The sequence below is a fragment of the Mycobacterium sp. NGS11 genome, from assembly GCF_059813315.1.
Window position 1 is genome coordinate 308,380 of sequence record NZ_JCALEJ010000001.1, and the last position, 22,386, is coordinate 330,765.

Below are 22,386 nucleotides of genomic sequence, written 5' to 3' on the forward strand. Positions count from 1 at the left end.
CATCACTTTGCGCGGCGTAGTGCGTCCGGCTTGTGGACCGCGTCGGCACCCGTCTTGTCGCTGCGCACCTTGTACTGCGGCTCGTCTTTGGAAGCCCGCACCGTGCGTCCGGCTTGTGGACCGCGTCGGCACCCGTCTTGTCGCTGCGCACCTTGTACTGCGGCTCGTCTTTGGAAGCCCGCACCGTGCGTCCGGCGGCTTCGGTGTCGGAGGTGATTTTGGCCTCGACAGTGCCGCGGACCGTGGTGCCGTGACTTTGCCACTCCACCTTGTCGCCCTTGTTGAATTCATTGCTGCTCATAGGGATTCACCTTTCGCCGATTCATCACTGGGGGACGCGGTGTGCGCCGGATTGCCGACGGTGCGCCGTCGCTCCTTCAAGGCCATCTCGTGAACGTGGCGGCGACCGTTGGCGAGTCGGGTTCGGACCAGCCGCTCGGTCTCTTCGAAACAGCGGTAGTAACCGTCGTCATACTCCTCGACTACCTGGAAGCTCCACCGGCCCGGCAGGACGTTGCGCCCGATCAGCTCGCGGCTGATGTGCTCGGCCAGGTCGCCCTGGCCGATTTCGTTCAGCCGCGCCACGGCCTCGTCGAGTTGCAGGTCGGCGCGACCGGTCAGCTGATGGAAGGAATACAGATGTCCGCGGGCGCGCTCGACGGTTTCCAGCGCCTCGGTCACTCGTCCTACCGCCTGCGCAACGCCGTCGATCTCGGTGCCCGCCCCGTCGCTCATCAGGTTCCTCCCCGCGTAGAGCTATGGCATTCCCTGCGCAGGCGGGCCCGAATCCTCGATACGGCGATTCATTAACTGAATAGTTAAGTTTTCAGAAGGGTGGAGAGCCGCGTGGCGGTTTGAATGGGTGCGCGGTGGGTATCAGGTCTGGCGATGACTGTGCTCGAGACTTCCCGGCGCCTGGGGCGTGCGGAGCGGAAGATGTTGCGCCTGCAACGACGTTTGTGGCTCGCGCAGCTGGCGATGTGGCCCGCCCTGATCGTGCTGGCGGTCCTGCTGGTGGGTGGTGTGCTGTGGGCGGTGCGGCGGCGGTCAACCGGCGGTCGGCATGCCGCGGCACCCGCGGCCGGTGACCCGGCGGCCGAATACACCCCATGAGATGGCGGCGGCGGTGAACGCGAGCGCCTGCGCAGCGCCCACGCGCCCGGGCGGCACGAAACGTCCCGTCACATAACGGTCGACGAATCCGGACGTGGGTAGCGGATCCATATCCGCGCGCCGGCGGGCCCACGATTCCACGGACGTCAGTGGGCAGCGCAGCCCGAACACCACCACCGCGACGCCCCAGGCCACCGCCAGCACGTGCAGCGCGATGGACCTGGGCCGGCGCAACGCGAGGAAACCACCGCACGGCACGTACAGCAGGTAGGCCAAATGAACGCCGACGGTCACCGCGACCACGGCGACGTAGAGCTTGCGCACGCTGGGAATTCTTGCACGCGCAGGGCTACCCGACGCCCGCGCGAACCTGGTAGCGGCGTTCGGCATAGGCGAGATCATCGCGCCAGAGTTTGGTGGAGGCATAGCGCATGAGGGGCGTGATCAACGGCGCCGCCCGCGAGGCCCTGGTGAAACCGGGCCGATCCGAATGCGCGACGGTGGCTTCCAGGACGGCGGTGCGCGGTCGGCCATCGGGACCCGAACCCATTGGCGTCGCGTGGGTTTCGACGACGCTGCCGGTGCCCTCGCCGTCGACGATGCGCATGACGATGGTGCGCGCCTCCGGGCAGCTGAACTCCGCGACGACGGGCACCCCCAGGCGTCCCATCCGGAAGGTCACCGCAACCAGGAACCGGTCGGCCTGCTCGGTGGGCGTGGTAAGCACATCGAGCCGGGTGAACGAGTAGGGGTGAAACCACGCGCCGTGCCACGGATCGAGGCGGTTGGCGATGATGTCGCTCGGGTCGCACACACCCACCATGCGGGCGACTGCGCTCAGCGTGTCGCCGCTCGGCCGCTGCGGAATCACCGGCCGATCCAGCGGCTGCTCCTTGCCCACCGCGTCGAGCCGCACCCATGCCAGGACGCCGTCGTCGTGGCTGGGCAACGGGCTCCAGCCGAATTCGCGAGCGCGCCCGTCCAGAGTCAGGCCGTGCCAGCGGCAGATCAGCGCGCCCCGGTGCACAGTGCCGGTGGCCAGGTCCGCCCCCAGGTGCGGACAACTGCGCGGCCCCACGCACAGCCGGTTTCGCTCGTCGCGCCAGGCGACGAGGTCGACACCCGCGACGCGCGTGCCGACGGGCCGCCCGCTGGGCACCCGGTCGCTGGCCGCGAACGCGTACCAGTTGCCGGTGGGTTTGCGCTGCGAGCGCCGCAGCGCGCCCTCGATGATGGCGGGCTGTGCGTCGCGATACGTCGGGCGCTGATCGGCCCATGAAGCACGCGGGATCACCTGCAGCGGCCAGTCTTTGGCCCGGGCGGCCGACAGGCGTTGTCGAAGCTGTTCGCGAATCCTCATGATCGGGTGGCTCTTTCGCGGTCGGCAAGCCATCGCAGCATTGGTGACCGGCCTTGGGTGGGTACCGTGGCCAACGGGTGTCCGGCTAACCCCCATCGTTGCAGGAGTTGGTTCGCGGCGCACCAACCGGTGGTGGCGGCCCGCTCCATGAGTGCCACCGGCAAGTCGATCCGGATGGCGTCGCCGGCCAGCAACAGACCCGGCGTGGGCGTGCTGACCGGCGGCCGATGGGGATAGGAGCCGGGCGGAAACAGCGGGCAGTCGCTGCGATGCAGCAGCTTCTCGTGGACGATCTGTGCCGCAGCGGTTTCCGGATAGATCCTGTGCAGCTGTCGCAGCGCGGCGGGGCGAGACGGCACAGAATCCAAAGCGTAAGAATGCAGTTCGACGACGGAACCGTGATTCGCGGCTGCCCACGCGCGCGCTTCGCATTCGTAGCGCTCCAGCACGCTGATGTTGTCGAGCGGCTCGTGGCCGGCGGTGCCCAGAAACGCCGGCCGGTGCGCCGCCACCGGGCGGTCGAGCCACAACCGGTGCACGGCGAACGGCGGCGCGGTGCGCAGCCGCGATATCTGCGCGCGCCACTCGTCGGTGCCCAGTTCGCTCGATGCCGCAACGATCCGTTTCAAACCCTCGATGTCGGCGGCCAACACGACGGCGTCGACGCCGGAGTGGTCACCGGAATCGGTGCGCACCCGGAATGGCGTCGTCGATTCCGTGTCGATGCTCAGCACTTTGGTGGCGAGCCGGAACCGCACGCCCCGCCCTTCGAGGTAGCCACGCAACGGCTGCCACAGGGCGCTGTCGTAGTTCGCGCACGGCACGTCGAAGATCAGGCCTTCGGACGACCCCAGGAAGTAGATGTGAAACATGGTCGCCAGCTCGGCCGCGGAGAGCTGGGAGGGGTCGGCGAAGAAGCTGCGGGAGAACACCTCGAACGCCAGATGCCGTGCGGCCTCGGGGAAGCGGATGTCTTCGAGAAACGTCGCGGCGTCGGTGTGGTCCAGTCGCTGGTAGGTGCCGGGCACCGAGACCGCAGCCAGTGGTGCGGCGGCGCGCGCGTCGATGCGGGTGAAGTCACGCAGCCGAAACGTGGGGCTGCGCGCCGCGAACATCACGGCGTTCCACGGTGGGGTGCGCGGCAGCCCGCGGAAGCTGTCGCGCCGGCCGGCCCCGTCGATCAGCGGGTAATCCGTTACAGGAGTGAGCATCCGCAGCTGCGGGTCGATTCGGCCCAGCAGGGCGCGTAGGTTGTAGTACTGCCGGAAGAACGCGTGGAAGCCACGGTTCATCGCGAGCTCGGCGCCGCCGTCCCGCTCGGTCCATCCCCCCACCCGGCCGCCGAGGTAGGGCTCGCTTTCGATGACCTCGACGGCGACACCGCGCTCGGCCAGCCCGGTGGCGGCCGCCAGCCCGGCGATACCGCTGCCGACGACGGCCACCCGCGGCCGCGACGCCAGCGCACCCGCGTCCGCCAATCCCGTTGGCGCGGGGAACGTTCGGCGACGCCGGTCGGGGCTCATCGCGGCGCATCCGCCAGGAAAGTGTGCACGATGTTGGCTTCCCAGCCGGGCATCGTCTCGCTGTGCACCGCAGTGAAACCGGCGTCGGCAAGGCGAATCCGAAAGCGGGCCGCGCCGTCGAACGCCAGCACGCTGCGCCACAAGTAGCGATACAGCCCGGCGTCCCGGGTGCGCCACCACCCGGCGGGGATGATGATGCCCCAGCACACGGCGTGCCAGATCCGCGTCGCCGCGGCCGAGTCGCGCACCGAATATTCGTGCACCGCCAGCGTGCCGCCCGGACGCAACAATTCGCGGAACTTGCGCAGCTGTGCGTCGCGGTCGGCGACGTTGCGGATCAGGTAGGCGGCCAGGATGCCGTCGAACGGGCCGGTGATCCCGTGCTCGGCCAGCTGTTCGACGGGCGTGTGCACGAAGCGCACCGAGTCGGGCCAGCGCTTCGCCAGCGCCGCATCGAGCATTCCGCGCGACGCGTCGACGGCGACGATGTCGGCCTCGGGCGCGACGGCGAGCAGCGCGGCCGTCGAGGCGCCCGTGCCGCATCCGGCATCGAGCAACCGTAACCCCTTGCCGCGGTCGGGAATCCGCATCCGTCGAGCCGATAACGTCAGCTGCGCGTGATAGCCGGGGCTGGCACCCACCAGGCGGTCGTAGGCCGGCGCGCCGGCGTCGAACGCGGCCGCCAACTCGGCGGGGCCCGCATCACCGACGCGCACGTTGCCGCTCCCACAGCAGCAGCACCGCGGTGACCAACGCGAAGCCGAACAGAAAATCTTCGACCGGGATGTCGAACGGGAAACGCACGCCGCTCAGCTGTTTGTCGTCATAGCTGACGATGGGGGAGCTGAGTTTGGTCAGCCAGCCGTCCACCGGGATCTGGAATCCCAGCACGATCAACATCGACAGCCAGTAGGCCGGCCGCCGGAACAGCCCGGTCCGCAGGACCGCCAATTCCATTGCGCAGACCAGCAATACCGCCACCGCGGCCGGCAGGGTGTAGCCGAGGCCGGTCATCGGCGGTGCACCTTTGCCAGGATGGTGGTCACGGCGTTGTAGGTCAGCAACGCGCACACCGGAATGACGAGGAAGAACAGCACCTCCTCGATGGGCACCCGGAACGGGATGCTCAGGCCGCACAGGTACGCGCGGTCATACGTCCACACGTGCGCGGCTACCGCGATCTCATCCCAGATCAGGAACACGACAGCGACCGGCACGACCGCCTTGATGACCCGGCGCCACTGGCGGTAGACGCCGGGGCCGAAGATCTCCAGCGGAGCGGTGATCACCAGGCATGCGGCGAGCACAGCCAGGTACTGCCACCGATCGCTCATGCGGCCCCCGATTGACGAACGCCCCGCGCGCCGTTCCGCGCTCGCCACGACCGTATCAGTCCCGCACCGGCGACCCGAAGCCGTCGCGCCTTGCCGACGGTGGCGCGGTGATCGAACACCGCGAAGTCGCTCCGTTCGATGCAGTCCAAGATCTCTGAGTACAGGGCGGCCGCGGTCGCCACGCACGGTCGCGACCGGGCCGCCAGCGTGGCGATCCCCGCCGTGGCGAATCGGTAGGTTTGCCGGGCGATCTCATGCTGGGCGATCAGGGCCCGGCGCACCCGCGCATCGGTGCGCCGATGCGCGTGGCACCAGGCCAACAGCTCGCGGTCGACGCCCTCGGCGGCCAGTTCGTCGGCCGGCAGGTACACCCGGCCACGCTGCAGGTCCTCGTCGATATCGCGCAGGAAGTTGGTCAACTGGAAGGCACGGCCCAGCGCCGCGGCGTACGGCGCGGCTTCCTCCGCGGGCGTCACCGTGCCCAGTATCGGAAGCACTTGCAGCCCAATGGCTTCCGCGGAGCCCCGCATGTACAGGTTCAGGGCGGTGCGGTCGGGATAGTCGGTGACGGTGAGATCCATCCGCATGGAAGCCAGAAAGTCCTCGAACAGCCCGGCGCTGATCCGATAGCGCCGCACGGTGTCGGTGACCGCGGCCACTAGCGGATCGTCCAGGTGGGCACCGCCGGAGAAGAATCGCTGCGACAGCTCCTGCAGCCGCCGGCCGCGGACGTCGGCGCCCACCTGCGGGTCGAGATCGTCGAGGATGTCGTCGGCGTATCGCGCGAAGCCGTACAGCGCGTGCACCGGCGGCCGCTGGTCGGGCGCGAGCAAGCGGGTGGCCAGGAAGAACGTGCGGCCGTGCGCGGCATTGAGTTCGCGGCATCGGCGGTATCCGTCGCGCAGCCGCGGATCGTCGATTCCGGCGGCGGCCAACTCGCTGCGCATCACGGCAAACCGGCTTTCATGTCGAAGTGCGCGCTCGATCGGGTGGGGATGCCGGTGACGCGGTCGGCGGCGAGCCGCCCGGAGATCAGCGTGGTGGGAACCCCGACTCCGGGAACCGTGGAGGACCCGGCCAGCACCGCGTTGTCGATGCCGCGCACCATGTTGCCGGGACGAAACGGTCCCGTCTGACCGAACGTGTGGGCAAGCGCGAACGGGCTGCCGGCCGCCATCCCCTGCCGCGCCCAGTCGACCGGTGTGACGACGCCCAAAACCGTTGCGTCGTGCGGCAAACCGGGCAGCATTCGGTCAGCCACGTGCGAGATCATGTCCTCGACGTAGGCGCCGCCGGTGCCGGCCCAATCGACGGTGCCCCGATCCAGGTTCGGCGCCGGGGCGAGCACGTAGAGCAGGTCGCGTCCCTCGGGGGCCAAGGCCGGGTCGCTGGCCGTCGGGCGGGTGACCAGTAACGACGGGTCCCGCATGAGTCGTCCGTCGTCGACGATGTCGGTGAACGTCTGATCCCACGCCTCGCCGAACAGGATGGTGTGGTGGGCCGTCCCGGATGCGACGGCGGGACAGCCCAGGTGCGCGACCACGGCCGAGGGCGAGGGACGCAGCCGCAGCGCGCGACGCGGTGTGCGCCCCAGCAACGCGTAGGTCTGCGGCAGCTCGGTGGTCAGCACCACCGCGTCACAGGCGATGGATCCGGACTGCTCGGTCACCACGGCGGTGATCCGCCCGCCGCTGCGTTCGAGTGCGGTAACGGTTGCGCCGTAACGGAATTGGACGCCGGCGTCGGCGGCAGCCGCGGCCAGTGCGTCGGGCAGCGTCCGTACGCCCCCGCGCGGGAACACCACCCCCGAGATGGTGTCCATGTAGGCGATCACCGCGTATACCGCCAGGGCGTCACGCGGCGCCACGCCGGCGTACAGCGATTGGAAGGTGAAGATCCGCTGCAACCGTGGGTCGGTGATGTACCGCTTGACCATCCGGTCCCACTTGCGGAAGCCGCCGATCGCGGTCAGCTGCGCCAGCCGCGGGGTGAGCAGCGACAGCGGCGAATCGAAGTTCGCGGCGATGAAGCCGTCGAATTCGGTGCGGTACAAGCGCGTCAGCCACCGTCGAAGCCGTAGGTAGCCCGCTGCCTGCCCGAAGCCAGCGAACTCCGCGACGGCATCGGCCATCCGGTCGGCATCACTGTGCACGTCGAGTGCGCTGCCGTCGGCGAATACGGCGCGGTACGCCGGGTCGACGGTCAACAACTCCATGCGGTCACAGAGCCGTTCGCCCACGGCCGCGAACGTCTCGTCGATGATGTCCGGCATGGTGAGCACCGTGGGTCCGGTGTCGATCCGGTAGCCGTCGACGTCGAGGCGGCCGGCCCGGCCGCCCGGCCACGGCTCGCGCTCGACCACCGTGACCGCGCGCCCGCGGCCGGCCAGGTGCAGTGCCGCGGAAAGCCCCGCCAGCCCGGCGCCGATCACCACCACGTGGTCTCCGCGCCCTTCGATGGTCCGCATGATCAACAGGCTCCCCCGTCGGCGCTACTCATTCAACGCGATCCGTGCAGACGGCCGCCATTTCGTCCAGCGCGGTGCGAACGGGTTCGTCGATCGGCAGGTCGCTGACGTGGTCGCGCGCGGAAGCGACACGGTCGCCGATCATCTGCTCGATCAGCTGCACCGCGCCCGTCTCGACGATCAGCGTTTTCCACCGGTCGATTGCATTGTCGTCGAGGGTTTCACGATTCGCCAACTCGACGAGTTCACGCCGGGTCGACGCATCGGCCAGTTGGTGGGCGGCCACCACCACGCTCGTCGCCTTGCGCTCGAGCAGATCGCCGGCACTCGGCTTCCCCGTTACCGCCGGCGAGCCGAAAACCCCGAGCACGTCGTCGCGAAGCTGGAACGCCTCGCCGACGACGGCGCCGTAGCGGCCCAGTTGGGACAACGTCCGCTCGTCGCACTCGCCCATCGCCGCGCCGATCTCCAGCGGCCGGCGCACGGTGTAATTGCCGGACTTACGCCGTGCCACATCAAGCACGGCCTCCAACCCCGGAACGTGCCGCGCGTCGTTCGTCAAGTCGGCGAACTGCCCGATCGCGAGCTCGGTGCGCATGGCGTCATACCGCGGCCACGCGCGTTGCAGGCGCCGGGGCTCGACGCCGCTCTCGCGCAGCATCTGTTCGGCCCAGATGAGGCAGAGGTCACCCAGCAGGATGGCCGCCGATTCACCGAATCGCCGTGACGATCCGGACAATCCGCGCTCGCGATGCCATTGGCCGAATTGCCGATGCGCCGAGGGGCGGCCGCGCCGTTCGTCCGAACTGTCCATGACGTCGTCTTGGAGCAGGGCGAAGGCGTGCAGCAACTCGAAACTGGCCGCCGCTCGCACGGCCGCGTCGTGGGGCGGCGCGCCGCACAGCCAGCCCAGGTAAACGAACGTCGACCGCAGGCATTTACCGCCGGAGACGAACTGAACCAGAATGTCGCCGGCGGCGTCGATGCGCACCCCGTCGAGGTCGCCGGCACGGCGGGCTGCGATGAAATCGGCGACACCGTCCCACACCATCCGCCGCAAATCCGACCGCCACGATTCGAAGTCGTCACCGCTGAGCCAACCGATCGCCGCCGGCGCATCGGCGGGTGAAAACGACAAAGCTCTCATACTGCCCAAGCGCTCCCTCCCGGACGGCCTGGAATGGTCGAGGCCTGCGCGGCCCAAGCACACGCGTCATACCCGCCGATGAAGCGGGCAAAACCACAGCGAGGACCGACAGGCGCGCCCCCGCGCCGCCCGCTACGACATACCACCTTGTTCAATAACTTAAACATTAATTTAGTGAACTTCACCGGTGGGCGCCAGTCGAGGCGACCGATTCGTGTCGTGTCCATCAAGTGCCTGACACCAGCGGCTGTGGGTGAAAGTTTAAGTAACTGAAATGTCACCCGATCGGCGATATGCTCACAGCGTTATGGACGCTGATGGGCAGCGCTGCGGCCGAGACGAGCTGGAGTCGCTGATATCGGCCGATCTGCGGGAGCTGTCAACCGAGTCCGATCAGATCGGTCGGTTGTTCGCGTTGATACATAGCCTGCGGCCCAACGATTTCCGCGCCTTGCTCTACATCATGGTGGCGGAGATGGGTGGGCGGCCGATGACCTCGAGCGACCTCAGTCAGCGGATGGGTCTGTCGGGCTCGGCGATCACCTATCTGGTGGACAGGCTGATCGACGCCGGTCATATCCGTCGGGACGACGACCCGGCCGACCGCCGAAAGGTGGTGTTGCGTAACGATGAATCCGGTCTTGCCACCGCCCGGTCGTTCTTCAGCCCGCTCAACGCGCATACCCGAGTCGCGCTCGCCGAGCTACCCGATACGGACCTGAGCGCCGCGCATCGAGTCTTCGCCGCGGTGATCGACGCGCTGCGTCGCTTTCAGCACGAACTGGTCGACGGGTCGACGAAACCCTAAGCGCTACAGCGGGCCACCGACGATTATGACGCGGCGCTGCGAGCAGGTTGCGTCCGCGCCGGTCTCGGCCGCGCCAGCTCGGACAGGAACCGTTGTCGCGCCCTCAGCATGTCTTCAAGGTTCTGAAATGCCTCGGGCACCGAACCGGCGATCGGCAGCCCGTTGTGATGCACGATCCGTAACAAGGGCCGAACCGCCGCGCCGCCGACCACGCTGCAGTACACGCGCGCCTTGCGGAGCTCGTCGTTGAGTAATAGCAACGAGCGGAACCCCTCGACACTGACGAAACGCAGCTGGCTGAGGTCGAGCACCAGGGGGGTCTTGAGCCGGGCGAAGTTTCGGATCGCCTGGGTGAGGTCCGTTGCGTTCGAGGCGTCGACCTCGCCGTCGACGCGCAGGACCGTGCCGAGATTGCGCGCGTAGACGAAAAGGTTTGCCCGGTCGAAGTGAGCCATGTACCGGCACCGTGCGGGGTCGTATTGGTCCGCTGAATTTGCGGAGTTAATAGCAGCCATGAGACCGCCTATCGATCTTGGTGACGAGGGAGTGAACGGTGTTTTGCACACCGCTCCCGTTAGAGACGCAGCTGTGAACTCAACCTGTTCGGCAGCCTACCGCCCAGGTGAGCGTCCAGATGTCGATTCGCCGAACTGGCCCGGGCCGCGCGGCGAACCTGGCGCGAACCGGACCAGCGCTTTCCACCGCAGGTCGACGGGTGTGGACCCGTGAAGTCTTCGTTTGCCGGCCTTCTGGCAACCAGCGCTTGTTCGCTTACCGGCCGACCGGAAAACGGTTTGGCCGCGCAGGCCGCGGGTATACGCGTGTCAAGTAGCAAACGCGAAGGGCCCCGGACGTGAGGGGTGATGCGTCCCAATGGAAGAGCTCGGCTGCCGCCTACGTCGGTTAGCGGCCGCATCCGCATTCACGACACTGCTTGTTGGCGTTCCGGGTCAGGCGGCTGCCGATCCGGGCGGCACGGTTTTCCCCGGAATGGAGATCCACCAAGGCAGCACGGTCTGCATGGTGGGATTGGTCGAGCCGCGGTTACGGGTCGCCATGACCAGTGGCCAATGCGATGGTGGGCAGTCGGTGGTAACCGACCGTGACCGCAGACCGATCGGCAACGTGGTCTTGGGCCGGCGCCAAGTGGACGCGGATTCGGCCGCCGACACACTGCCGCCCGTGGAATACGAAGTCATTGCGATCGCGCCGGATGTGGCAGCGACCGATGTGCTGCCGACGGGGCGGCATCTGGGATCCGCGCCGGACACGCGCGCTCAGCCCGGGATGCCCGTATGCCAGCTGCGCGCCACCGGCCAGCGATGCGGCTCGGTCAGCTCGGTCGGCGACGGCCGCTTCGCCATCACCGGCATGGTTTCGGACAGCCGAGACTTCGGCGGCCCGGTTTACACCCTGACCGATGAACACAACGCTTTGATCGTGGGATTGGTCGAGGGCATGTGGAAGTCGGTACCCCAGATCGAGTCGTGGCAGGCGGTCATGGCGCAGGTCTACATCGACAGCCACACCTACAGCCCGCAACAGCATCCGCCCGCGCTGCGAATGATCGGCCGGCACGCAGGCGCTGCCGTCTCGCCCTGATCGACGCCGCCCACAGTGCCGGCACGGCGGATTTGCGCGGGCCGGTTTTCACCGCCGCAGAATGGGAATCCGCCGCCGGTGAACGTTTTCGATCTTGTGGCGCTGCCCTTTCAGTGGGGCTCCGCGATCCGGGGTAAGCGGTTCTTCCATCCGATGGGGGTACTCGCGGAGGGCTTCATCGAGCGCGTTGCTCCCGCGGCCCAGGGCTTGCCGATCGCGTCTTCGGAAATCGTTGCGCGCGTGTCGAAGGCCAGCGGCACGCCCGGGGCGCTGCCCGACTTCATCGGCCTTGCCGTGCGGCTGCCCGCGTCGCAGCCGGCCGACAAGCCGTGGGACATCCTGCTCGTCTCGTCCGGGTCGGGGGTGCTGTCGCGTGCGCTGGCGCTACGGCCTGCCACATCGTGGAACGGTCAAACGCTGACCACGCTGATGCCGTTGCACTACCGGGGCAACAACTGGTGGCTTCGGGCCCGGACCTCGAGCGAGATCGGCGGGTCCGGGTTGTCCCTGGACAGTGTGCGGTCCAAGCTCGAGCGCAGCAACATCGAGGTGGCGCTCGATCAAGCCTGCGGCCGAGGCGATTTCACAGCCTTGGCCCGTATCACGCTGACCACCGCCATCGATCCCGACGCCGACGGGGACGTGTCGTTCGACCCCGTCCTCAACACCGCACCCGGCTTGAGCCTGCATCCCCGCTGGCTCGCGGACCTACGCGCCCGCGCCTATCAGCACAGCCGCGACGGCAGAGACGCCGAAGAGTAGCCGCCCGCTGTCAAGGAGGTAGCCGTGTCCAAGCGGATCGTCATCACCGGGGCCAGTGGCAACGTCGGCACCGCGCTGCTGCGCCGACTCGCCGAAGGCGGCACTGACTATGAGATCGTCGGTGTCACCCGCAGGCGACCGCCGCCGGAGGGCGTGTATGGATGCGTCCAATGGCAGGAGCTCGACCTTGCGGACCCGGGCGTGGAAATCCAGCTGCTCAACGTGTTTCGCGGCGCCCGGTGTGTGATCCATCTGGCGTGGGGGTTCCAACCCACGCGCAATACGCGCTACCTGGACGCGGTCGCCATCAACGGGAGCTCCGCCGTGCTGAGCGCTGCGCACAACGTCAAAGTTCCTCAGCTGGTGCACATGTCATCGGTGGGCACCTATGCACCCGGGCGGTACGGGGAAAAGGTCGACGAATCGTGGTCGACGGCGGGCATCAGGTCGTCTGCCTACAGCCGGGCGAAATCCACGGTGGAGCATATGCTCGACGACTACGAGCGCCGCAATCCCGACGGCGTCGGCATCACCCGGATGCGGCCGGGATTCATCATGCAGCGCGACGCCGCGCCGGGTCTGCGCCGCTACACCCTGCCCGCATACCTGGACTCGCGATGGCTTCGCTGGCTGCCGGTGCTGCCGCTGGACCGCTCGCTGTGTGTGTCGGTGGTGCATGCCGACGACGTCGCCGACGCCTGCGTAAAGGCGATCGAGCGTGGCGCCACGGGTCCGTTCAATCTGGCCGCGGAACCGCCCGTGTCCCGCGACGACATCGCAAAAGTGTTGCGGGCACGCCCGATTCACGTGCCCGCGGGCCTGCTCGGGTTGGCGGTGGAGGCCTCGTGGCGCGCCCGATTGCAGCCGATCGACCGCGGCTGGCTCGATATGGCGTTTTCGCTGCCGCTGCTGGAGACCGGCCGGGCGCGCGGCGTGCTCGACTGGTCGCCGCACTGGGAATCGGTGGCCGCACTGGGCGACCTCATCGACGGGTTCCTGCACGCGTCGGGGACACCGAGCCCCGTGCTGAGGTCCCGGTCGTTGGTCGAGGCGCTAGGGCGCGACGTCACCGCCGGGCCGCTCACCGTCCGGCGGGTGCCGTGACGAGTATCGTCAACCGGTGCGTCCCAACAGGTGACGCAGCGCCTGATCCAGGTCCGGTTGGCGGAACCGATGCCCGGCTGCGGCGAGTTTGGCGGGCGCCACTCGCTGGCTCGCGCACGCCAGCTCGCGGGCGCCCTGCCCACCCAGCAGCAGCCGTGGACCCAGCGACGGCACCGGCAGCACCGCCGGCCGGTGCAACACCGCCGCCAGGGTAGCGGTGTAGTCGCTGTTGCGAACCGGTTGCGGTGCAACGGCATTCACCGGCCCGGACAATGTGGCGTCCCACAGGGCACGGTGATAGACGTCCACCAGATCGTCGATCCCGATCCAGGACAGCCATTGTCGACCGTCGCCGAGGCGGCCACCCAGCCCGGCGCTGAACAGCGGACGCATCAGCTTCAACGTCCCCCCGGCGGGCGACTGCACGATGCCGGTGCGCACATGGACGACCCGCACCCCCGATTGCTGGGCGGGCGTGGTCGCCTCCTCCCAGTCGGTCACGACGTCGGTCAGGAACCCGTCGCCGCGATCGCTGTCCTCGGTAAGCGTTTCATCGCCCCGGTCGTATCCGTAGTAGCCGATCGCCGACGCCGAGATCAGCGTGCCCGGCCGGGACTCGCGGCGACCCAGCAGTTCGGCGAGCCGTCGAGTCGGCCCAATCCTGCTGTCCCGGATAGCCTTCCGGTGCTTGTCGGTGAATCGGCCGGCGATCGAGGCGCCCGCGAGGTGGATCACCGCGTCGATCCCGTCGAACAGGTCCTGGTCGGGATCGTCGGGACTCCACCGTCGCTCATCGTCGCCGCCTGCGGAGTGGCGGACCAGCTTGATCACCCGATGCCCACCGGTGCGCAGGAAGGCGGTCAACGCCGAACCGACCAGCCCCGACGATCCGGTGATGGCGATCGTCAGGGGTCGCAGTCCGTTCTCGGCGGCCAGCCGGTGGGCGGCCAAATCGTCGGCCAGCTGGCGATGCCGGTAATCGAACATCGGCCGCAACAGCGAACCGGGCACTGGTGTGTCGACCCTGTCGATCACCCTGGTGCGATTGTCTGGAAGATCTTCGAATTCGTGGGTGTGCCGCCAGCGCACCGCAATTCGCGCCGGGAGCGCGGCCAGGCCGTCGCCGCCGATGGCGTCGACGAAGCGCCGCGGCGGGTCGTAGCCGTCGGGCTGATGGACCGCGACCCAGCGCAGACCCCCGGGCAGCGCCAGCGTGGCCCGCCCATCCTCGAGTGAGGTGGCCTCGGTGACCAGCCGCATCGGCTGCCACGGCGGCGAAAGCCGGGCGAACGCGCCCGGCCTGCCATGCCAATCGAAAACGTCGGTGATGGGAGCGTCCACGACGCTCGAATAGTCCAGCCCCATGCCTCGAAGGTAGCCGCTATCGGTTCGGCAAGGCGTGTTCGATGATCGGCAGCCGGGCGTGCGGCTGCCGCACGCCACGCTTGGCCGACAGATACACCTGCGCGGTCTTGTCCGCGACCGTGCGCCAGTCGAAATCCGACGTGAGCCGTTCGCGGGCGGCGTGGGCGCGCCGCTGCGCGGCCTGCGGGTCGTCGAGCACGGTGCGCACCGCGGCTGCCAGCCGGGCCACGTCGCGGGGCGGGCACGAGACACCGGTCTGACCGTTGATCACCGCCTCGCCCAGGCCGCCGATGTCCGACGTCACCAGGGGAGTGCCCGCCGCGGCCGCCTCCAGCGCCACGATCCCGAACGGCTCGTAGTGACTGGGCAGCACCGCGGCGTCGGCGCGATGCAGGACCGCGAGCAGCTCGGCATGATCGAGATGCCCGACGAACCGAATCGCCTTGAGCACCCGGTGTTTACGGGCCTGCTCGATCAGCCAGGCCTGCTGGGTGCCCTCACCCGCGATGGTCAACGTGGTGCCCGGGTGGCTGCGCCTGATGCGGGGCAGCGCGGCGATGACGTCGTGCACACCCTTCTCGTATTCCAGCCGGCCCAGGTAGAGCAGCTCGGCCGGCCCGATGCGCGGCCGGCGCCGGGCAAACGGCCATCGTGCCGTCTCGATGCCGTTGCAGATCACGGTGATCTCGGCCAGGCCGGGGCCGAACAGCTCGGTGATTTCGTCGGCCATCGACGCCGAGCAGGTGATCAGCGAGTCGGATTCGCGCACCAGCCACGATTCGACCGCGTGCACCTGGCGGCTGATCGCACCGCTGACCCAGCCGGAATGCCGGCCGGCTTCGGTGGCGTGGATCGTGGAAACGATTGGTGCATCGTAGAACTGGGCCAGCGCTATCGCCGGATGGGCCACCAGCCAGTCGTGGGCGTGCACGACGTCGGGCCGCCAGGCGCGGTTGGTGCCCGGCTTCGTCAGGGGCAGACCGGCCCGGATCATGGAGTGGCCCATTGCGAGCGTCCACGCCATCATGTCGGTGCCGAAGGTGAATTCGTGCGGGTCCTGGGCCGCGGCGATCACCCGGACGCCCTCGCTGATGTGGTCCGACGACGGATGGCTGCGGGGATCGGTTCCGGTGGGACGCCGCGACAGCACGACGACGTCGTGACCGCCGGCGGCCAGCGCGGTCGACAGATGGTGGACGTGCCGGCCGAGGCCGCCGATCACCACCGGCGGGTATTCCCACGACACCATCAGGACTTTCACGCCGCCGCCCGCCTCATCGGGGCAGCCTGCGGGCGTCGAGGGCGCCGAACAGGCCGTCGGCGCGGTTCCATCCCTGCGCCAGCCGCTGCGCGGTCTCCCGCCGCCCGGACGCCAGTGCGTCGGCGATCTCGCGGGTAGCGTGCGCGTGCAGGTGCGCGCGGTAGCGGGCGTAATCCGTGGCCGAGTCCTTGCTGACCATGAAAGGCCAGTCACTGGAGACGGTGAGCAGCGTTTCGCGCAGGATCTGATCGGCGACGTGGTCGCGGGGGATGGGCCCGTCCAGCGACGCCGTCTGGGACAGCGCCTTGTCGACGGTGCTCAACGCCATGTCGACCACTTCGCTGTTCAGCGCGACCAGATCGGCGACCTGGTCGCCGGCCCAAACCTGCCAGTCCTTGCCCGAGCCCCACGAGCTGGGCGGCAGGTCCACCGGGGTCCCGACGAAACCGTCGGCGAGGGCGTCAGTCAGCGTGCCCACCCGGACGCCGGCCTCGGGCAGGGCCCGCAGCACCCGCTCCAGCCACGTCGGGCCCTCGTACCACCAGTGGCCGAACAGCTCGGTGTCGAAGGCGGCGACCACATGAGCCGGTCGCCCGATGCGGTCGGACTCCGAGAGCAGGCGGTTGCGGACCACGTCGACGAAGTCGGCGACGTGGATGTCGACAGCGTGGTCGGCGCGCTCGGGGTCGTAGGGCGCCTTGTCCTGCGAGGACACGTTGCGGCCGGTCACCCTGGCCGGCTTGAGTCCGGTGAGGTGGTCGTAGGTGTGGAAATCGCGGTACGCGGCGTGCCCGGGGTAGCCGGATTTCGGTGACCACACCCGGTAGCTGACCTGCAGGTCACGCCCGAACGCGACCACCTCGGTGTCGCCGACGGGCCGGCCCAGCGCCGTGTCGCCGTGCAGCGACGGACCGTCGACCATGAAATGGGTGACGCCCGCGGCGGAATAGTCGTGCTCCATGCCGGGCGCGTAGGCGCATTCGGGCGCCCAGATCCCGCCCGGGCGGTGCCTCAGACGAGCATGCGCATCGGCCAAACCCTCGCGCAGCGCGAACTCACGCAGCCGCGGCGCCAGCAGCGGCTGGAACGGATGGGCCAGCGGGCCGCCGAGCAGCTCCACCGCGCCCGCGTCGAGCAGGTTGCGCAGCAGCGGGCTGCCGCCGTGCCGCCACAGCGTGGCGAAGTCGTCCAGCGCTCGCTGCGCCTCGGCGGATTCGCGAATCCCTAAGGCGCGCAACGCTTCTGGTGTGCATGACTGGTAGCCGACCGACTTCGAGCGGGGAGCGGACCGCACGCTGGTGGCCTCCAGGCCGCGCAGCCGCCAGTTGGCCAGCCAGTGATGCATGCCGTCCAGGCAGTACGGGTCGTCGAGCTGCGCATTCACCACCGGGGTGACGCCCAGTGTGAGCACGCCGCGGCGCTCTTCGCCGGCCAAGGTGTTCAGCACGCGCATCAGCGGCAGGTAGGCCGCCGCCCAGGATTGATACAGCCACTCCTCGCCGACCGGCCAGCGGCCGTGGTGGGCCAGCCAGGGCAGGTGGGTGTGCAAAACCAGGGTGAAGAGGCCGGGAACCCGGTTCTGCGGCGCGCTCACGGGGCTACCGCGATTGCGATCAGGTCGAGGCTGTCGTCGATGGGGTAGCCGGTGCGGGTACCCGCATCGGCCTCGACCAGGTCGAAGTCTCCGATGGTGACGGCGGCGACGTCGGCCACCAGCTGCGGCGGCCACGGCGCATCTGCGACCGCGCGCGCGATCTGCGCGTCGATGATCGAGCCGCCGTGCCGGGCATCCATCTCGCGAAGCCTCGGGCCGTGGAACAAGCCGCTGATCGACACGTCGGTGAAGCCGCCGTCGATGAGCAACTGGGTCAGTTCCGCGGCGTTGAGCTCCCGGGTGTGGAACGGGTTGACGGGGGTGTCGCGACCCGGGGAGAAGGTGATCCGATTGGGCGTCGACATCATCAGAAGGCCCGACGGCCGCAGCACTCGGGCGCACTCGATGACGAACTGTGTTTGGTCCCACAGGTGTTCGATCACCTGGAAGTTGACCACAACATCCACCGACGAGTCGGGCAGCGGCAGCCGCGCGAGGTTCGCCTGCATGACGTCCACCCGCGGGTAGCGGCTGCGGACATGGGCCACCGCGGCCTCGTCGTAATCCACCGCGATGACCCGGCGGGCGACCCCGGCGATCAGATCGGCGCCGTAACCCTCGCCGCAGCCGGCCTCGAGTACGTCAGCGCCCACGCAACGCTCGGCAAGCCGCTGGTAGACGACCTCATGGCGGCGAAACCAGTAGTTCTCGATGTCCAGCCCCGGGATGGTGCGCTCGCCCGTCAGCATCATCACGGCGTCACCCGCCGAGGCGGTGTCGCCGGGGGCGTGCTGCGGGACGTCAGGGACCGGTGCGCTCATTGCATAGGCAGGCTAACGCGAAGTGTCGGATTCGCGAACCGGGGAAGCGGACCCCCGCGTTCTCAGGCGGCGGACGGGCTGCGAGAACGTGCCGCCCGGCAACGACCCCGACCGCGGCAGCGGACGAGGGAGGAGCGGGCAATATGGCCTGAGCGACCAGCTATGGTGTGAATGCATACCGCACAAAGTTACCGGGTAGTAACACGGCCGTGCGTTGCGAAAAACGCGTACCGAGGTTTCGCAGTCGATTGCTGCGAGCCCCCTTCTAGGAGGACGAACCACACTCATGACGAACATCGTGGTCCTGATCAAGCAGGTCCCAGACACCTGGTCGGAGCGCAAGCTGTCTGACGGCGACTACACGTTGGACCGCGAGGCCGCCGACGCGGTGCTCGACGAGATCAACGAGCGCGCGGTGGAAGAGGCGCTGCAGATCCGCGAGCGCGAGGGCGGCGAAGGCTCGGTGACCGTGTTGACCGCGGGTCCCGAGCGCGCCACCGAGGCGATCCGCAAGGCGCTGTCGATGGGCGCCGACAAGGCCGTCCATCTCAAGGACGACGGCCTGCACGGCTCGGACGTGGTGCAGACCGGATGGGCCCTGGCGCGCGCGCTGGGCACCATCGAGGGCACCGAGCTGGTCATCGCCGGCAACGAGGCCACCGACGGGACCGGCGGCGCGGTGCCGGCCGTGATCGCCGAGTACCTGGGCCTGCCGCAGCTGACCCACGTGCGCAAGCTCTCCATCGAGGGCGACAAGGTCACCGGCGAACGGGAGACGGACGAGGGCGTGTTCACGCTCGAGGCCACCCTGCCCGCGGTGGTCAGTGTCACCGAGAAGATCAACGAGCCGCGCTTCCCCTCGTTCAAGGGCATCATGGCCGCCAAGAAGAAAGAGGTCACTGTGCTGACCCTGGCGGAGATCGGGGTCGAGAGCGACGAGGTCGGGCTGGAAAACGCCGGATCGACCGTGCTGTCGTCGACGCCGAAGCCGCCGAAGACCGCGGGCGAGAAGGTCACCGACGAGGGCGAGGGCGGAAACGACGTCGCCAAGTACCTGGTTGCCCAGAAGATCATCTGACCGATTCCCTCAAGACGAGAAGAGCGAAATAACCCATGGCTGAAGTACTGGTGCTCGTCGAGCACGCAGAAGGTGCGCTGAAGAAGGTCACCTCCGAACTGATCACCGCCGCCCGCGCGCTGGGCGAGCCCGCCGCCGTCGTGGTCGGCGCTCCCGGGACCGCCGCGCCCTTGGTCGACGGGCTCAAGGAGGCCGGCGCCGCCAAGATCTACGTCGCCGAGTCCGACGACGTCGACAAATACCTGATCACCCCGGTGGTCGACGTGCTGGCCTCGCTTGCCGAGTCCAACTCGCCCGCCGCGGTGATCCTGTCGGCCAACGCCGACGGCAAGGAAATCGCCGGCCGGCTCGCCGCCCGGATCGGATCCGGCCTGCTGGTCGACGTGGTCGAGGTCAAGGAAGGCAACAAGGCGACCTACTCCATCTTCGGTGGCGCGTTCACGGTGGAGGCGCAGGCCAACGGCGACACCCCGGTGATCACCGTGCGCGCCGGCGCCGTCGACGCCGAACCGCAGGCCGGTGCCGGCGAAGAGGTCAAGGTCGAGGTCCCGGCCCAGGCAGAGAACGCCACCAAGATCACCGCCCGCGAGCCCGCGGTCGCCGGTGACCGTCCGGAACTGACCGAGGCCACCATCGTCGTCTCCGGTGGTCGCGGTGTCGGCAGCGCGGAGAACTTCAGCGTCGTCGAGGAGCTGGCCGACTCGCTGGGTGCGGCCGTCGGTGCGTCGCGCGCCGCCGTCGACTCCGGCTACTACCCGGGCCAGTTCCAGGTGGGCCAGACCGGTAAGACCGTCTCGCCGCAGCTCTACATCGCGCTGGGCATCTCGGGTGCCATCCAGCACCGCGCGGGCATGCAGACGTCCAAGACGATCATCGCGGTCAACAAGGACGAAGAGGCGCCCATCTTCGAGATCGCCGACTACGGCGTGGTGGGCGACCTGTTCAAGGTCGCGCCGCAGCTGACCGAGGCGATCAAGACTCGCAAGGGCTGAGCCTCTCGGCCGCACGGCCCCCGGCACCGCGGTGCCGGGGGCTTTTGCGTTCGGTCACGGCACAGGGGCGCCGTGTCCACACCGTGAACCGGACTCCGAATCCGCTAGCGCCCGTGCTAGTGGATTGCCAAGCCGCGCAATGGTTCTCGGGGCCGGGCGTCGACCTCCGCTAGGCGCCGGTCAGCATCGCGTCGATGCGGCGCACCGCGACGGAACACACCGTCAGGTAGGGGGCGGACCACCACGGCACCGAAATGCTCACCCGCGAGCCACCACCCACCGCGTCCACCCGGTGCCGGGTCGCCGGCACACCGGCCACCTTCCACGCCCAGTGGCGCCCCGGCTCGTACTCGGTGACTTCGAACGGCACCGCGATCAGCACGGAGGTCTGCACGGTGCCGGTGGCATGCAAGGCCAGCTCGGTGTGTGGCGCGTCGAGGCGGGCGCGGCGAATCGTCGGGCCCCACTTCGGCCACGCGTCCAGGTCGACCAGCAATTCCCACACCGCGGCCGGGGGCGCCGCGGTGTATTTGTCCACGGTCAACATCACGGCGCGGCCTGCCCGAGTCGGTGCTGTTGTTCGACGACGTCGTCGAGATCGGTGAGTCGCCGCAGGCCCGCCAACGGTTGGATCATGCGCCGGTTGCCCGCCAGAGACTTCTCGTTGCGGTTCAGGAACGACCAGTAGCCGCCCGTGAAGGGGCAGGCGCGCTCACCCACCCGCTCGGTGGGGCGATACGAGCAGTCCGCGCAATAGTCGCTCATGCGGTTGATGTAGGCACCCCCCGCGGCGTAGGGCTTCGTCGCCATCAGGCCGCCGTCCGCGTGCTGCGACATGCCCACGACATTGGCGACCATCACCCACTCGTAGCCGTCGACGAAGCACCGGTGGAACCAGTCGGTGACCGCCGCGGGATCCCACCCGCGCTGCAGCGCGTAGTTGGACAACACCATCAGCCGCGGGATGTGATGCGCCCAGCCGTGGTCGCGCACCTGGGCGCAGCACGTCTTTGAGGCAGCGCGCTTCGACCGCGTCGGCGTCGAGGTCGGCGAACCAGTTCGGCAGCCCCGCGCGCGCGTTGAGCGCGTTGCGGTGCCGATAGTCGGGTCCGAAATGCCAATAGACGTGCCAGATGTAGTCGCGCCACCCGATCAGCTGGCGGATGTAGCCCTCGACGCTGTTGAGTGCGGCGTCGCCGGCCCGGTAGGCGTCTTCGGCCGCGTACGCACAATCCAGCGGGTCCAGCAGGCCCAAATTCATCGGCGCGGACAGCAGGCTGTGCGCCATGAACCGGTCACGCGAGAGCATGGCGTCCTCGTGAGGGCCGAAGTGCGGCAACCGATCCCGCAGGAATACGCGCAGGGCGGACTGCGCTTCGGTTGCGGTGACGGGGAATTCGCGCGGCCCGTCGCGGCCGACGAAGGTGACGGCGCCGTCGCGTTCCCAGCGGTCCAGGTCGGCGCGCACCTGCTCGTCGATGTCGTCCTCGACGGGGCGCCAGGGCGCGGGCACGTCCAATGTCTTCGCGTGCTTGGGCGCCGGCTCGCGGTTGTCGGCGTCGAAGTTCCACCGACCGCCCGCGGGCTGGCTCCCGTCCATCAACAGGTCGAACCGGCGGCGCGCGTCGCGGTAGAAGTTCTCCAGCAGCAGCGTGCGCTGCCGCTTGGCCCACTCGTCGAACTCCGCGCGGTCGGTGCAGAACCCGCGCGGGGGCAGCACGTCGATCGCCGGCTTCGACCGCACGAAGCGATCCGCCGCCCAGGTGGTGGGCTGACACACGCTGATTCGCTCCGGCACCCGTTCCAGGGCTTCGCCGTAGGTACGGGTCTGCAGGAACTGTGCCTGGTCGCCCAGTTCGGCCGCGCGGTGGCGCAGTGCGGACAGCACGAGGTGGGCCTTGCGGCGGTGGAATCGGCGGCGTTCGAAGACCGCGCGGGACTCGATCAGCAGCACGGGCTGGGCGGGGTGATCCAGGAAGTGCGGGCCCAGTTGATCGGCGAAGCACCAGCGGCGAGGAGTCCGGATCGTCGACGAACTAGTCACCCTGCACGTGC

Annotated in this window: 24 protein-coding genes and 1 pseudogene; 6 read left to right on the forward strand and 19 right to left on the reverse strand. The window is 68.7% G+C overall.

Annotated elements, in window-relative coordinates:
* Positions 1 to 103: 103 nt before the first annotated feature.
* The 11 genes and pseudogenes from AC5Y4T_RS01570 to AC5Y4T_RS01620 all read right to left on the reverse strand — a co-directional run.
* A pseudogene (locus AC5Y4T_RS01570) lies at positions 104 to 301 on the reverse strand (hypervirulence associated TUDOR domain-containing protein); the annotation flags it as partial.
* Positions 298 to 735, reverse strand: a complete 438-nt coding sequence (locus AC5Y4T_RS01575) for a hypothetical protein (RefSeq protein ID WP_499920119.1) — start codon at positions 733 to 735, stop codon at positions 298 to 300. The pseudogene AC5Y4T_RS01570 and the gene AC5Y4T_RS01575, both read right to left, overlap by 4 nt.
* A gap of 312 nt (positions 736 to 1,047) precedes the next feature.
* Positions 1,048 to 1,437, reverse strand: coding sequence for a DUF2784 domain-containing protein (locus tag AC5Y4T_RS01580; protein ID WP_499951691.1), 390 nt, complete (start codon positions 1,435 to 1,437; stop codon positions 1,048 to 1,050).
* Positions 1,438 to 1,462: 25 nt separating this feature from the next.
* Complete coding sequence (locus AC5Y4T_RS01585) at positions 1,463 to 2,473, reverse strand: DUF5914 domain-containing protein (protein ID WP_499951692.1); 1,011 nt, start codon at positions 2,471 to 2,473, stop codon at positions 1,463 to 1,465.
* Positions 2,470 to 3,996 (reverse strand): FAD-dependent oxidoreductase, encoded by a 1,527-nt coding sequence (locus AC5Y4T_RS01590; RefSeq protein WP_499951693.1) that lies wholly within the window; start codon positions 3,994 to 3,996, stop codon positions 2,470 to 2,472. Before AC5Y4T_RS01590 ends, AC5Y4T_RS01585 begins: the two co-directional genes overlap by 4 nt.
* On the reverse strand, positions 3,993 to 4,712 hold the full coding sequence (locus tag AC5Y4T_RS01595; protein ID WP_499920123.1) for a class I SAM-dependent methyltransferase: 720 nt from the start codon (positions 4,710 to 4,712) through the stop codon (positions 3,993 to 3,995). The genes AC5Y4T_RS01590 and AC5Y4T_RS01595 overlap by 4 nt, the downstream gene beginning before the upstream one ends.
* Positions 4,699 to 5,010, reverse strand: a complete 312-nt coding sequence (locus AC5Y4T_RS01600; protein ID WP_499948436.1) for a lycopene cyclase domain-containing protein — start codon at positions 5,008 to 5,010, stop codon at positions 4,699 to 4,701. The genes AC5Y4T_RS01595 and AC5Y4T_RS01600 overlap by 14 nt, the downstream gene beginning before the upstream one ends.
* On the reverse strand, positions 5,007 to 5,330 hold the full coding sequence (locus tag AC5Y4T_RS01605; RefSeq protein WP_499951694.1) for a lycopene cyclase domain-containing protein: 324 nt from the start codon (positions 5,328 to 5,330) through the stop codon (positions 5,007 to 5,009). The genes AC5Y4T_RS01600 and AC5Y4T_RS01605 overlap by 4 nt, the downstream gene beginning before the upstream one ends.
* Entirely contained in the window at positions 5,327 to 6,280 is a 954-nt protein-coding gene (locus AC5Y4T_RS01610; RefSeq protein WP_499951695.1) for a phytoene/squalene synthase family protein, read from the reverse strand. Before AC5Y4T_RS01610 ends, AC5Y4T_RS01605 begins: the two co-directional genes overlap by 4 nt.
* Complete coding sequence (gene crtI / locus AC5Y4T_RS01615; protein ID WP_499951696.1) at positions 6,277 to 7,797, reverse strand: phytoene desaturase family protein; 1,521 nt, start codon at positions 7,795 to 7,797, stop codon at positions 6,277 to 6,279. The genes AC5Y4T_RS01610 and crtI overlap by 4 nt, the downstream gene beginning before the upstream one ends.
* Positions 7,798 to 7,825: 28 nt before the next feature.
* The gene (locus AC5Y4T_RS01620; protein WP_499951697.1) at positions 7,826 to 8,944 is read right to left on the reverse strand and encodes a polyprenyl synthetase family protein; all 1,119 of its coding nucleotides are present in this window, start codon (positions 8,942 to 8,944) and stop codon (positions 7,826 to 7,828) included.
* A gap of 307 nt (positions 8,945 to 9,251) precedes the next feature.
* On the opposite strand from AC5Y4T_RS01620, the gene AC5Y4T_RS01625 reads away from it, so the two are divergent.
* The gene (locus AC5Y4T_RS01625) at positions 9,252 to 9,752 is read left to right on the forward strand and encodes a MarR family winged helix-turn-helix transcriptional regulator (RefSeq protein ID WP_499948429.1); all 501 of its coding nucleotides are present in this window, start codon (positions 9,252 to 9,254) and stop codon (positions 9,750 to 9,752) included.
* 23 nt (positions 9,753 to 9,775) lie between these two features.
* On the opposite strand, the gene AC5Y4T_RS01630 is transcribed toward AC5Y4T_RS01625, so the two are convergent.
* Positions 9,776 to 10,207, reverse strand: coding sequence for an STAS domain-containing protein (locus AC5Y4T_RS01630; protein WP_499948427.1), 432 nt, complete (start codon positions 10,205 to 10,207; stop codon positions 9,776 to 9,778).
* A 418-nt stretch (positions 10,208 to 10,625) separates the two neighbouring features.
* Here AC5Y4T_RS01630 and AC5Y4T_RS01635 point away from each other — a divergent pair, with 418 nt between their 5' ends.
* The 3 genes from AC5Y4T_RS01635 to AC5Y4T_RS01645 all read left to right on the forward strand — a co-directional run bounded on the left by AC5Y4T_RS01635 (position 10,626) and on the right by AC5Y4T_RS01645 (position 13,220).
* A complete protein-coding gene (locus AC5Y4T_RS01635; protein WP_499948425.1) occupies positions 10,626 to 11,354 on the forward strand; it encodes an Rv1815 family serine proteinase in 729 nt (242 codons plus the stop codon).
* 78 nt (positions 11,355 to 11,432) lie between these two features.
* The gene (locus tag AC5Y4T_RS01640) at positions 11,433 to 12,116 is read left to right on the forward strand and encodes a phosphodiesterase (RefSeq protein WP_499948424.1); all 684 of its coding nucleotides are present in this window, start codon (positions 11,433 to 11,435) and stop codon (positions 12,114 to 12,116) included.
* 24 nt (positions 12,117 to 12,140) lie between these two features.
* Complete coding sequence (locus AC5Y4T_RS01645; RefSeq protein WP_499951698.1) at positions 12,141 to 13,220, forward strand: NAD-dependent epimerase/dehydratase family protein; 1,080 nt, start codon at positions 12,141 to 12,143, stop codon at positions 13,218 to 13,220.
* A gap of 9 nt (positions 13,221 to 13,229) precedes the next feature.
* Here AC5Y4T_RS01645 and AC5Y4T_RS01650 read toward each other — a convergent pair whose 3' ends face one another.
* The 4 genes from AC5Y4T_RS01650 to AC5Y4T_RS01665 are packed head-to-tail and all read right to left on the reverse strand — an operon-like array spanning position 13,230 to position 18,261.
* Positions 13,230 to 14,585 (reverse strand): TIGR01777 family oxidoreductase, encoded by a 1,356-nt coding sequence (locus AC5Y4T_RS01650; protein ID WP_499951699.1) that lies wholly within the window; start codon positions 14,583 to 14,585, stop codon positions 13,230 to 13,232.
* A gap of 16 nt (positions 14,586 to 14,601) precedes the next feature.
* Positions 14,602 to 15,846, reverse strand: coding sequence for a glycosyltransferase family 4 protein (locus tag AC5Y4T_RS01655; protein WP_499951700.1), 1,245 nt, complete (start codon positions 15,844 to 15,846; stop codon positions 14,602 to 14,604).
* Between the two features lie 13 nt (positions 15,847 to 15,859).
* Positions 15,860 to 17,440 (reverse strand): 1,4-alpha-glucan branching protein domain-containing protein, encoded by a 1,581-nt coding sequence (locus AC5Y4T_RS01660; protein ID WP_499948416.1) that lies wholly within the window; start codon positions 17,438 to 17,440, stop codon positions 15,860 to 15,862.
* On the reverse strand, positions 17,437 to 18,261 hold the full coding sequence (locus AC5Y4T_RS01665) for a class I SAM-dependent methyltransferase (RefSeq protein ID WP_499951701.1): 825 nt from the start codon (positions 18,259 to 18,261) through the stop codon (positions 17,437 to 17,439). The genes AC5Y4T_RS01660 and AC5Y4T_RS01665 overlap by 4 nt, the downstream gene beginning before the upstream one ends.
* A gap of 286 nt (positions 18,262 to 18,547) precedes the next feature.
* On the opposite strand from AC5Y4T_RS01665, the gene AC5Y4T_RS01670 reads away from it, so the two are divergent.
* Together AC5Y4T_RS01670 and AC5Y4T_RS01675 are read left to right on the forward strand one after the other, a co-directional pair.
* Positions 18,548 to 19,339, forward strand: a complete 792-nt coding sequence (locus AC5Y4T_RS01670; protein WP_067356298.1) for an electron transfer flavoprotein subunit beta/FixA family protein — start codon at positions 18,548 to 18,550, stop codon at positions 19,337 to 19,339.
* 35 nt (positions 19,340 to 19,374) lie between these two features.
* Positions 19,375 to 20,331 carry an electron transfer flavoprotein subunit alpha/FixB family protein gene (locus tag AC5Y4T_RS01675; protein ID WP_067356295.1) on the forward strand — a complete coding sequence of 319 codons (957 nt, stop codon included), beginning with the start codon at positions 19,375 to 19,377 and terminating at the stop codon, positions 20,329 to 20,331.
* A 169-nt stretch (positions 20,332 to 20,500) separates the two neighbouring features.
* On the opposite strand, the gene AC5Y4T_RS01680 is transcribed toward AC5Y4T_RS01675, so the two are convergent.
* The 3 genes from AC5Y4T_RS01680 to AC5Y4T_RS01690 are packed head-to-tail and all read right to left on the reverse strand — an operon-like array spanning position 20,501 to position 22,375.
* Complete coding sequence (locus AC5Y4T_RS01680) at positions 20,501 to 20,878, reverse strand: SRPBCC family protein (RefSeq protein ID WP_499951994.1); 378 nt, start codon at positions 20,876 to 20,878, stop codon at positions 20,501 to 20,503.
* Positions 20,878 to 21,096 carry a hypothetical protein gene (locus tag AC5Y4T_RS01685; RefSeq protein WP_499951702.1) on the reverse strand — a complete coding sequence of 73 codons (219 nt, stop codon included), beginning with the start codon at positions 21,094 to 21,096 and terminating at the stop codon, positions 20,878 to 20,880. Before AC5Y4T_RS01685 ends, AC5Y4T_RS01680 begins: the two co-directional genes overlap by 1 nt.
* Complete coding sequence (locus AC5Y4T_RS01690; protein ID WP_499951703.1) at positions 21,044 to 22,375, reverse strand: cryptochrome/photolyase family protein; 1,332 nt, start codon at positions 22,373 to 22,375, stop codon at positions 21,044 to 21,046. The genes AC5Y4T_RS01685 and AC5Y4T_RS01690 overlap by 53 nt, the downstream gene beginning before the upstream one ends.
* Between the last annotated feature and the right edge of the window lie 11 nt (positions 22,376 to 22,386).

Bases quoted from the DNA above. Each gene is read 5' to 3' on its own strand.
- AC5Y4T_RS01575 (WP_499920119.1), bottom strand. From the start codon at position 735: ATGAGCGACGGGGCGGGCACCGAGATCGACGGCGTTGCGCAGGCGGTA.
- AC5Y4T_RS01585 (WP_499951692.1), bottom strand. From the start codon at position 2,473: ATGAGGATTCGCGAACAGCTTCGACAACGCCTGTCGGCCGCCCGGGCC.
- AC5Y4T_RS01590 (WP_499951693.1), bottom strand. From the start codon at position 3,996: ATGAGCCCCGACCGGCGTCGCCGAACGTTCCCCGCGCCAACGGGATTG.
- AC5Y4T_RS01600 (WP_499948436.1), bottom strand. From the start codon at position 5,010: ATGACCGGCCTCGGCTACACCCTGCCGGCCGCGGTGGCGGTATTGCTG.
- AC5Y4T_RS01605 (WP_499951694.1), bottom strand. From the start codon at position 5,330: ATGAGCGATCGGTGGCAGTACCTGGCTGTGCTCGCCGCATGCCTGGTG.
- crtI (WP_499951696.1), bottom strand. From the start codon at position 7,797: ATGCGGACCATCGAAGGGCGCGGAGACCACGTGGTGGTGATCGGCGCC.
- AC5Y4T_RS01620 (WP_499951697.1), bottom strand. From the start codon at position 8,944: ATGAGAGCTTTGTCGTTTTCACCCGCCGATGCGCCGGCGGCGATCGGT.
- AC5Y4T_RS01625 (WP_499948429.1), top strand. From the start codon at position 9,252: ATGGACGCTGATGGGCAGCGCTGCGGCCGAGACGAGCTGGAGTCGCTG.
- AC5Y4T_RS01630 (WP_499948427.1), bottom strand. From the start codon at position 10,207: ATGGCTCACTTCGACCGGGCAAACCTTTTCGTCTACGCGCGCAATCTC.
- AC5Y4T_RS01635 (WP_499948425.1), top strand. From the start codon at position 10,626: ATGGAAGAGCTCGGCTGCCGCCTACGTCGGTTAGCGGCCGCATCCGCA.
- AC5Y4T_RS01650 (WP_499951699.1), bottom strand. From the start codon at position 14,585: ATGGGGCTGGACTATTCGAGCGTCGTGGACGCTCCCATCACCGACGTT.
- AC5Y4T_RS01665 (WP_499951701.1), bottom strand. From the start codon at position 18,261: ATGAGCGCACCGGTCCCTGACGTCCCGCAGCACGCCCCCGGCGACACC.
- AC5Y4T_RS01670 (WP_067356298.1), top strand. From the start codon at position 18,548: ATGACGAACATCGTGGTCCTGATCAAGCAGGTCCCAGACACCTGGTCG.
- AC5Y4T_RS01675 (WP_067356295.1), top strand. From the start codon at position 19,375: ATGGCTGAAGTACTGGTGCTCGTCGAGCACGCAGAAGGTGCGCTGAAG.
- AC5Y4T_RS01680 (WP_499951994.1), bottom strand. From the start codon at position 20,878: ATGTTGACCGTGGACAAATACACCGCGGCGCCCCCGGCCGCGGTGTGG.
- AC5Y4T_RS01685 (WP_499951702.1), bottom strand. From the start codon at position 21,096: ATGAGCGACTATTGCGCGGACTGCTCGTATCGCCCCACCGAGCGGGTG.